The organism is Lactobacillus helsingborgensis, assembly GCF_000970855.1.
Taxonomy (GTDB): Bacteria; Bacillota; Bacilli; order Lactobacillales; family Lactobacillaceae; genus Lactobacillus; species Lactobacillus helsingborgensis.
Genome location: NZ_KQ034047.1, coordinates 341,381 through 354,597, shown reverse-complemented (window position 1 = coordinate 354,597; position 13,217 = coordinate 341,381). Strand labels below are relative to the sequence as shown.

The window sequence follows — 13,217 nt, the reverse complement described above, 5'->3', positions numbered from 1 at the left end:
TAAATGAAGAAATCACGTCTAAGAATAGTTAGGCGTGATTTTTACTTTATTTCAAATTTTTTTGTTATTATTTTGTAAAATTTTATGTAAAATAAAATATCTTTTTTAACTTGATTAAGATAAAAGAACATTGAATGTATTGCTGTAAAGCGGGTTTTTTACTACTGACAAAACCTAGATTTTGTTAGCAATCTGTAAGCGTTTGTTACAAAACTATGTTAAATAACTGCTTGTCTTGCAATTTAGGCAAAAGGTAGGTACAATAAGAAATGTGGTAAGTAATAGCTATGCTTCAGGTTCGAAGCCTGTACGCATGCGCGTTCTTCAGCTCGAAAGCTACCTCATAAGAGTTATAAACTTATGAATTCGGCTTGAAGGGTGTTGTAACAATGTAGGCTCATCACGACTGAACCTATAGCCTATTACTATTTTGTATATACACAAGGAGGAAAGACCACATGAAGAAAAATTTAAGAATTGTTAGTGCTGCTGCAGCTGCTTTATTAGCTGTTGCTCCAGTTGCTGCAACCGGTGTATCAACAGTATTTGCTGCTGATACTCCTGTAAGTGTTGACGGATCAACAACTACCAATACTGCGAATGTTGCTAAGTTAACTTTAAATGTAACTAATGCTGCTAGCCTAGTAGGTAATGATTCACCATCTAAAGTTGCTGCTTCTATTTCAACAACTACTTTACCTACTGGAGCAACTGTTGTTCCAGCCAAGGCACAAATTTTTGCTGTGAAAGCAGATGATACTGTAGCAACTACACCAACTACTGATAAATTAGTTGGTGGTCAAAAATATGTTGCTAAGGTTGTTGTTTCTATTACTGGCTTGACTAGTCTTGCAGGAAAGACTAATGGCCTTACAGTTAACGATAAAGCTTATGATGTTAACGGCTCAGGAATCGCCACTGGCATTGAATTAACTAGTAGCCCATTTACTGTTCCAGATTCTACTTTGAAGGGTGCACCATACGTTACATACAAAGATAACGGTAAAGATGTAATTGCTGATACTGGTTCTGTAGATCTTGACTCAAATAGCTATTCTGTAAAGGGTGTTGCTGATAAGATTGATGCTTCAAGAACATCAAATGGAACAAATGGTAAGTACACTGCTTCTGTAAGTGTTAAAGGTGATGGTGCTGCTACAGCTTCATTCCTTAACCTTGAACAAGATGTTAAAGATGCTTTAACTGCAGCTGGCGTTACTGTAAAAGCTGATGGCAGCTTTGATAAGCCAGCAGCTCCATTTACAGTTACTACACATGTATTTGCTACAAATGGTAAGACTGCTACATTTACTGTACGTGTTAACCCATCAGCAACTGTTGGCGATCCTACATTCCCGAAGATTACTTACAATAGTCAAAAATACTTTGGAACTCAAACAATTGATTCAATAGGTGATGCTAAATTCAATTATGTTCCAGTAAATGGTGTAGTTGACACTAAGGCTATTCAGGACGCTTTCACAACCACTGTTAGTGATACTGATCCAACTGTTATGATTCCTACTGTTGATGCAAGCAAAGTTAACACTAAAGTTGCTGGTAAATACCCAGTTACTGTAAGTGCAACTAATGCAGAAGGTAAGACTACTAAGGTTACCTTCATGTTAACTGTTGGTGTTAAGGGTGCAGAATACAAGACTGTTCAATCTGATGGTGACATTCCAGTTTACAAGATTGATGGTAACGTTGTAACTGACTCAAAGACTACTGTTAAGAATGGTGACACAATTGCTGTCTTTGGTGACCCAATCAAGGTTGGCGAGAAGTCATACACTCGTATTAACAGTGCTGACTCAGACCTTTACGTAGAAAGCAAGTATGTTGACGGTTCATTCAAGCCTGCAGACAAGGTTAAGAAGACTGTTATGCACAACTCATACATCTACGACAAGGATCACAAGCGTGTTGGTACTGACATGTTACGTGCTTACTCCACTGTTGAAGTAATCGGTGCAGCTACTAAGCTTGCTGACGGCAGCTTGGTTTACCAAATCGGTGACAACCAATTCGTAATGGCTGACAACATTGACGGTACTTCACGTACATTGACTCACAATGCCTACGTATACAAGACCAGCAAGAAGCGTGCTGATGGCCGCGTATTGAAGGCTGGTACTAAGGTTACTACTTACGGTTCACCTTACACATTTAAGAATGGCAAGGCTTACTACCGTATCGGTGGTCCTAAGAAGCAATACGTTAAGGTTGCTAACTTTTAATTAATTGTTTAATTAATTACAAAAACGGAAACGAATTATTCGTTCCCGTTTTTTGTTTGCTCTTTTTCTTCTATGCAAGCGGTAACAATTCTAGTATAATTGTATTACTTAACTTTAATTGAAGGAGAAGTAAACAGTGATTAGTAAAGAAAGTGATATTTGGAATTTACCGGCAAATAAGAAGTATCGTATTTGGTCGCAAAAACTGTTGCAAGAAAGAATAGAAGACAAAGAAGTAGTCAAGTATGTGGTTAACGATGATTGTTACTGTGTTAATCCTGCTACTATTGCTTTATATCAATTTCAAAAGCAACCGCTCTTAGGTAAATATAAAAGTGTGATTTTTGATTGTCAGCAGGGCATAATTTTAAGTTGTCGCAGTACAAAAGCCCATCTGACTTCATTTAGTCAAAGATGTTTATTTGCGGGTCTGGAATTTCAAAGAGAATTCGCCCGTCATATTAACTTAGCGGGACACAACGTGATTGCGACCGGTCGTTTAGCTTATTTTTCCTTACGCAGCTATAATACGGGTAATATTGATTGGGTAGCATTACATAATATGGTTGGCTTCAAGACCTTGCGGAATAATGTCACCGCTTTTGAAACGCTCAAGCACAATCAGTTTAGTTATATCTTTACCTATGAAGATTGCAGCCGTCATATTCCCCATAAAGTCAGCGACAGCTTATTTTTCAATCATGCCCTTTATCTTCTAAGTACTTCCCACTTAGAGCAAAATCTAGGTTGGCAGGTTAAAAGCTTCCAAGGTAAGTCCCTTATTGATCAAGCATCATACTTTCACCCTCACCAATCTCTTAAAGAGTTATCTCTTAAAACAGTAATGTCTGAATTACTGGCTAAGAAGCACATTCGCTATGGTAATTATCTAGCAGACTACTATGAATTGCCGCAATTACTAGACGCACATCACATTGCTTATGCGAATAGTAGAAGACCCGATACTTTGTTTTAAAAGCAGTACACGAATTAGTTCACAATTCGTGTATTTTTTTAATCTTTTTTTCACCCATGCTTTCTCTTTCAATAAGCTATCAGTAGCTAGTATATTAAAAATAATAATAAGCATTAGATTAAAACCAATGTAATTAAAATTAAGTTAAACTCTTGCTTTTTAATATTTGCCTTATCTTGCTAATCTAAAGGGGCACAAGCGCTTGTGACACATTAGCAAAAAGAGGATAGTCACAAATGAAGATTAGTAAGGAAGCTTTTTTAAGAGCATGGCAAAATCAAAAATTAGTAAGAGGCGCATTGAAGTCCGCGCATGTCAGATTGGACTATACTAATTATGAAGACTTTTTACTTGAGGGTATTATTGTTTACGCTGAAATGTTAACTAAATTCACTGACATGAAGCAAATGGAAGTTGATCGCTTGAGTTTTCGCAAAATTATCTGGCATACCATTGATTTATTGCGTAAGGATAAACAAGTAGCTGAGTTGGAAGTACCAGCAGAAATTTCTGGGCAAATTGAGCAATTAAATAACTGGGATAATCAATTAATTCTTGCCCAAGAACTCACGGAAATGTCGCAATTAGAGCGGATGTTATTTTTTAATCATCTTATCGAAGGGCAGACAATCAGCGCTTTAGCCCGGCAAACTGGAATAAGTCGCGTGCAGCTGCAAAGATTGAAACATAATCTATTAGCCCATTTGCGCGAAGTTTTAGAAAGGTAAGTTACTATTTGTAATATAAAACTACTAATATTACTTTTTGACTACAAATAAGGAGAACCTATTGTTAATACTTTAATTGCCCGATACAATAAAGATGTCGGTTAAGGAGGAACTATTATTTATGAACAAAAGACTAATCACTGGTATTACTGCCGCCATGCTTGGTGCAGCAGCAATAGTGCCGGTTACCAACAACCTAATTGCCAGTTCTCCAGCACGCGCTGAGGAAGTTTCTGCAGCTACCGCAGATGAAACCACATTTTTAAACACTGCCGTTAAACAGGCACAAAAAGTTTCTAAGAAATATGGTTTATATCCATCAGTTATGATTGCACAAGCAATTGTTGAATCTAACTGGGGGCAATCAGGTTTAGCTGTCAATGCCAACAATCTCTTCGGTATGAAGGCTGATGATAGTTGGCTGGGTGCCACATATTCTTCTAAAACTCGAGAAGAAGATAAGAACGGTAAGAGCTATTATGTTACTGCCAAATTCAGAAAATACGATAGCTACCAAGACTCGTTTGATGACAACGGTAAAAAGCTGCGCTTAGGCGTGACTTGGCAACCTGATCGCTACCAAGGAGCATGGCTTGAAAATGCTGCCTCTTATATGGATGCCACTAAGGCTTTGACTGGGACATACGCTACCGCTAATAATTACAACACCATTTTAAATACTAGAATAACAAATTGTAACTTAACCCAATATGATCCTAGCGTTTCCATTACCAGCAAGACTTATATTGTCAAAAAAGCAGGCGCTACCTATGCTTGGCCAACTGACCACTCGGTATCCGCAAAGACGGATTCTGTAGCTAAAGGCGATGCTGTAACTGTTACTAAGACTATTACTTTTTATAACGGTAAGAAGCGTTTGTATATCGCCGGTAAAGGCTGGGTCAATGATACTATTTTAAACATGGGCAGTGCCTTACCACCAGCTTCTCAAGCACCAAAAGGTGATAAAAAAGTCAACAAGACCTTGATGCACAACTCTTATATTTATAATTCCAAGGGCAAGCGCGTCAAGAAAACTAAGGCGCTTAAAGTAGGAAATGGCGGCAAGGTAATTGCCACTTACGGCACCAAAACCATTAATGGTAAGAAATATTACCGCATTGGCGAAAACCAATATATTGCCAGTGGCAATATTGACGGAACAATGAGAATCTTGAAGCATAATGCCTTCATTTACAACGATTACGGCAATCGTGACAACTTGAAGGTGATGAAAAAAGGACAATCCGTTGCCACGTTTGGCGGTGCAATTACCATCTACGCCCAAAAGTATTATCGTATTGGGATTCACCAATATATTAAGAAAGGTAATTTTTAGACAAAGTCAGACTCTCGCACACAGAAATAAGGAATGAAAAGTTAGATGAAGATAAAGAAACTAATAACTACTATTGCTATCGGAGTAGGTTTAGTTGCACCTATTTTTAATGGAAATCGTACTCAGGTGGTTGAAGCTGCCTCAATTAACTCAATTGCTAAACAAAATAGTTATGTTGGCGTTACGTTTTTATATAAAATGTTGCAAACGCAAAATATTAAATATAATAAGTTTTATGCCAACGGTAACAAAATTAAGTACAGAAAGGGCAAGCCGGAAGGAATTGTAATTCATGAAACCGCAACTCCGGGAGCTTCCGCATACAATGAAGCCATTTACTTTAACCGTGAGTGGCAGAACATGTACTCTTATGTTCACGCTTTTGTTGACAGCAAGCAGGTTATTCAGATGATGACGCCTAATTATGGTGTCTGGGGTGCGGGCGCGATTGCTAACAACCGTTTTATCCAAATTGAACTTTGTCAGGAAACTACCAGAAATAAGTTTGCTAAGAGTGTTAATAATGATGCAATATACGCTGCGAAGTTGTTACACCGCTATGGTATTACGCCGGTGCATGCCTCCAACACTGGTAAAGGCACTATCTGGTCGCATCACGCTGTATCACGCTTTTTAGGTGGTACCAATCATACAGACCCAGATGGTTACTTTAGCAAGTGGGGTTATTCGATGAATGACTTCTTCGACCTTTTGAAGTATTACTATGACTTGCAGGCAGGAGAGACAACCAATTCTAATATCCCTGATGATAATACGACTACAGATGATACTAGTAATGATGATACCGATCCAGTGTCACAAGCGCCAACCGGCAAAAGAACTTTGATGCATGACGCATACACTTATAATGCTCAAGGTCAACGTACCGCGGCTGCTTTAAAAACTGCTGGAACTGTAGTAACAGTTGCTCAGGAAAAAGTTATTAACGGTAAAAAGTACTTGCAAATTGGGGAAAATGAATATGTTGTAGCCAGCAATATCGTTGGCTCAAACCGTGTTTTAACCCACAATGCTTATATTTATAATACTACCGGCATTCGTGTAGGTACTACAAAGTTGTTAAAGGGTAAAACTGTGCGCACTTATGGCGGGCGCATTAATATCGGTGGTAAGATGTACTATCCTATCGACACTAACCGTTTCGTCAAAGTGGCAAATTTTAATTAATATGCCAGCAAGAACAGCAGGTTAATGCCGTACCCACTGCAGTGGCCGAGATTATTATTGGCATTATTCTGGGCGCAAGTGGTTTTAATATTGTGCGTCCCACACATGACCTGTCATTTTTATCAAATTTGGGTGTCATTCTTTTGCTATTTTTGTCAGGGATGGAAATTAATTTTGAATTATTGAAGCCAAGACGAAAACAGAAAAAAGAACCGGGTCAAATAACTCCATTTAAAATTGCTCTTGAAGCTTTTCTTGGTGTAGCGCTCTTATCGGTTTGCTTAGCATTAGTCTTAAAATCTCTGGGACTGTTTGGCGATACAATGCTGGCAACAATCATTTTTATGACAATTGCCTTAGGCGTGGTTATTGCCACACTCAAAGAAAAGGATATTTTGGATAGACCAGTAGGACAAACTATCTTATTAACTGCGGTGCTGGGAGAAGTAATTCCGTTAATGCTGCTCACGGTTTACGCCGCTATCAATGGGGGCAATACCAAGCAGTTATGGCTGATTATTTTGCTTTTTGGTGCTGCAATCATACTGCTTTGGCGTTTTAAACAGCCTTATTTATGGTTTGTTCAGGTAACAAAGTCAACCACACAATTGGATGTACGTTTAGCCTTCTTCTTAATCTTTGCCTTGGTGACGGTTGCCGAAAAGGTTGGGGTTGAAAATATACTAGGGGCCTTTTTAGCAGGTATTGTTATGAAACTGCTAGAACCAAGTCAGCAAACGGCTGATAAGTTAACCTCAATTGGCTACGGCTTTTTTATCCCCATTTTCTTCATCATGACGGGAGTCAACCTCAACTTAAGATCACTTTTAGCGCATCCTAGTTCATTAATTTTGCTACCCGTCTTAGTGTTGTTTCTGTTTTTGGCAAAATTACCGGTTGCAGTGATTTATGCTAAAAAATTCGGCGCTAGAAATGGTTTTGCTGGGGGCTTTCTAACAGCTACAACCATCACCATTGTTTTACCAACATTAGCTGTTGCGCGTAAATTAAGGGTAATTACCAGCTTGCAATCTGATGTTTTTATCCTAGCTGCTGTAATTGTTTGTATAATGTGCCCAATATTGTTTAACGCCATTTTCCAATTAAAACCGGAAGATCGTATTAAAGAAAAAGTGGTAATTATGGGGACCAGTGCTTTAACCGTTCCCGTAATGCACGATCTTAACGAAAACTGGTATGCGGTTAGGATGTTCACTACTAGCAGTGAACACTACAATACTTATAAAAGTCGGGTACCTGATCTGGAATTATTGCCTGAACTTACTGATGAGCAGCTTGAGCAGGCTGAGGTTTTCAACGGTAATATTTTTGTTGCAGCATTGCGTTCAGATGAAACCAATTTGCGCCTAGGTCAACTTGCTAAAGAAAAGGGTAATTTTAAGCGCATTATTATTTGTCAAAAACGAGCTGACATTAGCAGGGTCGACCAATTGCGTGAGGAAGGCATGGAAGTTTTTGATCTAAGCAATGTAACTTCATCGTTAATGCGGGCATTGATTGAATCGCCGGCGGTCTATAGCGTATTGACAGACACCAAGAATGCAGTTTATTCGGTCGTGGTCCGTAATTCGCAATATGCTGGATTGCAACTGCTGGATTGGGATTTAGCTGCTGATATTACAGTCAGCCGGATTAGGCGTGGTCACGAATGGCTTGTTCCTCACGGACATACTGTGATTGAGTCTGGGGATGAAATAATTTTTACAGCTAAATATCAGACTGCTAACCGGGTTCGGAGAGTTTTAGAAGAAAAATAGTTTTTGCAATAAATAAAAATGTGTGAAAATTAATTTTTTAAAATTTAATACGTAATATTAGTAAAATATAAAATATCATCTTGCAATATACAAAAAATAGGGCTAAAAACTTTTATCAGTCCATGATTATTATTGAAATTTACTGCAATATAAAAACGTAATTTATTAAACTTATACTCTTTTTTTTGCTATCTTATAGTGCTAAAATAACTTTTATGTAACTCTATATGAGTTATAGCGCTCTGGTTTTTAACTAAGGACGTCGGAAATTGTCAATCGAAAAAGGAAGGCTCAAAATGAGTAAAAATAGTTTTTATAGGAAAATGATTGTTTCAGTTGCAGGTGCAACTTTATTAGCTGTTGGTGTTAACCAATTACCAACCAATGCTTTAGGCAGTGCTGCAACTGAGGTCAGTGCAGCTAAAAAGGCTACCAAGACTAAGAAAGTCGGCGCCAATTCTGCTGTTTACAAGCAAAAGGGCAAGAAGTTAGTTAAAACCAAGAAGATAGTAAAAGTAGGTCAAAAAGTTAACGTTCTTGGCAAAAAGACTGTTAAAGGCAAGGTATACTACAAGATTGGTAAGAACCAATTTGTTAAGGCTGTCAATCTTGATGGTAAAGTCGTTACAGTAGCTGAGAACACTGTTTTGGTTACTAGAAGCGGCAAAGCTTTGAAGAACGGCAAAGTTAAAAAGGGCCAAGAACTTAAAGTCTTCGGTGGTACTGTTACTATCAAGGGTAAGAAGTATTACTCAACTTTGGCTGGATACGTTAAAGTTAGTGCTTTAGCTAAGAAGGAGACTCCAGTAGATCCAATTTCTAATGGTTCAACTAGCTCAACTGGTTCAAATGGCTCAGCTGGTTCAACCAGCTCAACTGGCTCAAACGGTTCAGCTGGTTCAACTAGCTCAACTGGTTCAAACGGCTCAACCAGCTCTAATGGTTCAAACGGCTCAGCTGGTTCCAATGGTTCAACAGGATCAGATAGTTCAAATGGTTCTGCTGGTTCAGGCAGCTCTAACGGTTCAACCAATTCATCCAGTTCAGCTAGCTCAACTGCTCCATCAAAGAACTAGTACAGAGTAAAATAAAGTTTTGTTTTCTACAATTAAGTAACTAAATATAACTGAAAAAAGATCAGGTTTATCTTCTTAGTAAATAACTTCAAGAAATTTTTTGAAGTCTGAATAAGAAGTTCCTGGTCTTTTTTGTAAATAAAAAACGCGGCTCTCTCATCGTGTGAGATAAAGCTGCGCTTTTTAAATATTTTTTTACTGGTTTGAAACAGATTCTTTTGCTTTTGCTAAAACTGCCATGACAGTAACACTATGATTATAAAGCTCGTTTGCTTTTTGAACATCATGACTATCAATAATTTTCACAAAGTCTGTAAACTCGCTAGCCATTCTGTGATCAAATTCATTAAAATTAAATTCGCTGTTGTCACCATCTTTGTGTTCAACCGTAAAGTTGGCTATTACTCCCGTAGAACCGTCGAAATAGATAGTACCTTTTTCACCTTCAATAAACGAACGTGGGGTGGTGTAACTGTCTTTAGCTGCAATTAATACTGCTTGCTTGTCCGGGTATACGAGATTGAGTATGCCGGAAGTGTCAATTTGTTTTTGCATTACCGGATAATACTGCACTTTTTCAGGTTCACCAAATAGACCAATGCATAAATGAATATTATAAATATTTAAGTCCATTAGAGTTCCGCCGTCTTTAGCCGGATCAAATACAGGTGCGATTTTACCTTGCAAGAAATCATCATAGCGACTGGAATACTGCGTGTAATTAAGAGAAATAATATGAATAGGGGCGATTTCAGCTACTTGACGCTTGATTGCTTTATAATTTGGCAAATGAATATTCGTAATAGCTTCAACGATAATGACATTATTCCTGTCAGCTAATTGCTTCAGTTCTTTTGCCTGAGCAACAGTTTCAACGTATGGTTTTTCACAAATAACATTTTTGCCTGCTGCAATAGCTTTTTTAACCACCTCATAGTGCAAGGAGTTGGGTACTGCGACATAAACAGTGTCTACGTTATCGTCATGACATAACTGATCGTTATCAGCAAATACCTCTTTGATACCATACTGCTTAGCCAAATCTGCAGCAATATGCTGGCTACGCTTTGTAGTTGAGATTGCCGTCAATTCCAGATGTTCAATTTTAGCAGCAGTTGTTAAAAAATCATGGACAATTTTACCACTACCAACAATTCCTAATTTCATATCTAGACCTCCGATTACTAATGAAAATATTTAAACAACTCTATAGTCATTTTATCTCATTAAGTAACCTAAAAGTACCATAATTATGATAGTTAAATATTTACTAAAAATAGTTGTTTTCATATAAAGACCTTTACTTTATTGTTCAAATTAGTTTGCAGGAGCGGGAGTGGCATTTTTTACTTCATCAGGTAATTTGAGATCATCATATTTGTTAAAATCAAATATTTTTAATTTGAAAGAAACTGGTGATTTTTTATCCAAATTCGTCTTAAAGGAGCAATTAATGCCAGTAACTTTTTTCTTTTCAATGGTAAAAATAAGATAGCATTTACTAATTTTTAAGCGCTTTTTGAGCTCTTTGGTATCTACTTTGTTGTCCTGCCAAATTTTATTTAAAAGCTTGCTTGCTTTACTTAATTTAACATTGGTTTTAAGGGTATAAATACCATTTTTATGGCTAAGTTTAGCATTCTTCTTCGCGTCGCCGTTAAGGCTTTTAGCCAGCTTTTTAATCGTACCGCTGTATTTTTGTATTTCTTTGTCAGGGACTTCATTATCCTGCAAAGCTCCATACTGCCATTTACCATCTTGTTTGGTATATAGACGCTTGGAAGTTACGTCACCCCATTGCTCTATATTAGCTTGATTTTTGCCTGATTTGACGCTACTAAGTGAGTGGAATAATTCAGGCTTAACGTTGAATTCGCCTTGCGTCTTGCCAATTACTGTCTGATGGTCAACTTTAAATTTAGTCTCAAATTTAACTTTGCCGCTTGTTGGGTTGGTCTTAGTATTTTGCACAATTGAGACTGCTTGATTCTTACTAAGATCTGCATCAACTGTTTTGGCATAGACTAAGCCGCCACCAACTAAAGCAGTAGCGAATAATACAGCAAAGATGGCTTTTTTAAATTTCACTATGTGCATCTCCTTTTAAATATTTTTATGATAATTACAAAGTTGCTGGATATAGTTTTTAAATATTATGATAAAAATTTTCACTTTTTATTTAAGTGAGGCGGCAGTTGCGTTTTTTACTTCATCAGGTAACGTTAACGTATCGAACTGACCGAAATGACTTTTTCTCATTTTAACAGTTACCTGTGTTGATTTTGCTAAGGTTGCCTTAAGGGCATATTTAGAATCAATTATCTTCTGGTCTTTAATAGTGTATACGAAGGTGCACTTGCTGAATTTAAAGTTCTTATGTAAATAAGAAGTATTTACTTTATTTGAGCCCATTAATTTTAGCATCGCATCGAGCATTTTTTGACCCTTCAAAGTGCCTTTGACAGTATAAGTACCATTTTTACTGGTGATTTTGGCTTTTTTACTCATTTCTTGGTAAATACTCTTGTTAAACTTCTGCAAAGACTTGCCATTTTTTAAGTTGTTTAGTTCTTTGACCAAATAGTCAGGCAGTTTATCGTATTGCCACTTGCCGTCATGAATTGAATAAATGCGCTTGCTGTTTAAATCAACCCATTCATCCAATTGTTGAGTTTTTTTACCACTTTTAGCTGTGCTGATACTATGCAATACACCAGCTTGACTGTTAAAAATTGACTTTGTTTTGATAGTTGTTTTTTGTTTTCTGTATTTAGTTGTTGATATTTGATCAGTTTGTGAACTAGTTGGTGTTTGTTCTTCTTTTTTGATAATAGAAATAGCCTGCTTTTTGCTTAAGGCAGCATCAACCGATTGAGTATGAGCTAAGCCACCGCCAAATAGGGCAACAGATAATAATAACGTTGAAATAACTTTTTTAGATTTCATAAGTAACATCTCCTTTTTTCTTTGATACTCATATTCTATATTAAAAAATTAAATTGTGTAGCTATTTAAGTTAATTTTATATTAAATAAATCATAATTTTGGGCATTGAACTTAAGTGCTGATTTCCTATAATAAAAAAATTGTCTGCAAGTGTTTGTAAAAAGAGACTGTAACGCAGATAATAAAAAGTCGTTTAATCAATTGCTTGCTCAATATTGACGGGTCATTCCTTGAATTCTGCTTTTGCAAGCCATAATAAAAGCCCCGAAATTTTTAAATTTCGAGGTTTATAATTACTTTTTATTTGTATTAAGTTTTTTCTTTTCCTAGAAGTTGCTTTTCTAGATTTAACAATAGAAGATCGTAATTGACTTTAGAGAAGTCTGTTACGTCCAACTCATAAAGAGTTCCTAAAGAGAATTTATCATATCCTCTAGTTGTGCATCGTCGGATAAATTCTTTATAGTCTAACAAATTGTCCGCATTTTCTCGGCTAATAATACTATCATTCTTGTGATAACTAGTTAGAATATGGCCTAAGTGTCTGGTGTCATCTAAATCTCTCTTTTTTTGTCTAGCAAATAGAACATCTAGATCAGCAATTAGTCGAATCGTAATTACTTGATAGTTAAATTTTCTCGTTAATTGATCTAACTTGTCTCTTTGCTTTTCACTAAAAGGATAGTCAGAAAGTACACTTTTACCCTGTCGAAATTCTTCTTCCATTTCCTGATAATATTCTTTCCAGCTTCTCTGAATAAGCTCTTCTTTTTCATTAAGATTGTTAAATCCATATAAATCCCAATTTTTTTCTTTAATATTATCTGGGGAAAGAAGCTTAATACTTGAAAATTTCTCTATAATTAAATTGGCTAGGTATGATTTTCCAGTACCTGGAAAACCCGCTAACAAAATTAATGATTTTTTCACTAATTTTCATTCCCTT

At 36.7% G+C, this 13,217-nt stretch carries 11 protein-coding genes; 7 read left to right on the top strand and 4 right to left on the bottom strand.

What is annotated here, in order from left to right; genetic code table 11:
• The first annotated feature begins 458 nt into the window (after window positions 1–458).
• The 7 genes from JF73_RS07530 (at window position 459) to JF73_RS07500 (ending at window position 9,325) form a co-directional block, all read left to right on the top strand.
• Window positions 459–2,240, top strand: a complete 1,782-nt coding sequence (locus tag JF73_RS07530; protein WP_046327665.1) for an SLAP domain-containing protein — start codon at window positions 459–461, stop codon at window positions 2,238–2,240.
• A 136-nt stretch (window positions 2,241–2,376) separates the two neighbouring features.
• Window positions 2,377–3,216 (top strand): hypothetical protein, encoded by an 840-nt coding sequence (locus JF73_RS07525; RefSeq protein ID WP_046327664.1) that lies wholly within the window; start codon window positions 2,377–2,379, stop codon window positions 3,214–3,216.
• A 236-nt stretch (window positions 3,217–3,452) separates the two neighbouring features.
• Window positions 3,453–3,944: a sigma-70 RNA polymerase sigma factor region 4 domain-containing protein gene (locus JF73_RS07520; RefSeq protein WP_046327663.1), complete on the top strand. Its 492-nt coding sequence runs from the start codon at window positions 3,453–3,455 to the stop codon at window positions 3,942–3,944.
• A 121-nt stretch (window positions 3,945–4,065) separates the two neighbouring features.
• Window positions 4,066–5,283, top strand: coding sequence for an SLAP domain-containing protein (locus JF73_RS07515; RefSeq protein ID WP_046327662.1), 1,218 nt, complete (start codon window positions 4,066–4,068; stop codon window positions 5,281–5,283).
• A gap of 45 nt (window positions 5,284–5,328) precedes the next feature.
• Window positions 5,329–6,471 carry an SLAP domain-containing protein gene (locus JF73_RS07510; protein ID WP_046327661.1) on the top strand — a complete coding sequence of 381 codons (1,143 nt, stop codon included), beginning with the start codon at window positions 5,329–5,331 and terminating at the stop codon, window positions 6,469–6,471.
• A gap of 41 nt (window positions 6,472–6,512) precedes the next feature.
• Window positions 6,513–8,249 carry a cation:proton antiporter family protein gene (locus JF73_RS07505; RefSeq protein ID WP_257011509.1) on the top strand — a complete coding sequence of 579 codons (1,737 nt, stop codon included), beginning with the start codon at window positions 6,513–6,515 and terminating at the stop codon, window positions 8,247–8,249.
• A gap of 296 nt (window positions 8,250–8,545) precedes the next feature.
• The gene (locus JF73_RS07500; protein WP_046327659.1) at window positions 8,546–9,325 is read left to right on the top strand and encodes an SLAP domain-containing protein; all 780 of its coding nucleotides are present in this window, start codon (window positions 8,546–8,548) and stop codon (window positions 9,323–9,325) included.
• Between the two features lie 195 nt (window positions 9,326–9,520).
• Here JF73_RS07500 and JF73_RS07495 read toward each other — a convergent pair whose 3' ends face one another.
• The 4 genes from JF73_RS07495 to JF73_RS07480 all read right to left on the bottom strand — a co-directional run bounded on the left by JF73_RS07495 (window position 9,521) and on the right by JF73_RS07480 (window position 13,201).
• Window positions 9,521–10,492: a Gfo/Idh/MocA family protein gene (locus JF73_RS07495; RefSeq protein WP_046327658.1), complete on the bottom strand. Its 972-nt coding sequence runs from the start codon at window positions 10,490–10,492 to the stop codon at window positions 9,521–9,523.
• A 150-nt stretch (window positions 10,493–10,642) separates the two neighbouring features.
• On the bottom strand, window positions 10,643–11,413 hold the full coding sequence (locus JF73_RS07490; protein WP_046327657.1) for a hypothetical protein: 771 nt from the start codon (window positions 11,411–11,413) through the stop codon (window positions 10,643–10,645).
• A gap of 87 nt (window positions 11,414–11,500) precedes the next feature.
• The gene (locus JF73_RS07485) at window positions 11,501–12,271 is read right to left on the bottom strand and encodes a hypothetical protein (protein WP_046327656.1); all 771 of its coding nucleotides are present in this window, start codon (window positions 12,269–12,271) and stop codon (window positions 11,501–11,503) included.
• Window positions 12,272–12,580: 309 nt separating this feature from the next.
• Entirely contained in the window at window positions 12,581–13,201 is a 621-nt protein-coding gene (locus JF73_RS07480; RefSeq protein ID WP_046327655.1) for a P-loop nucleotide/nucleoside kinase family protein, read from the bottom strand.
• Window positions 13,202–13,217: the final 16 nt, after the last annotated feature.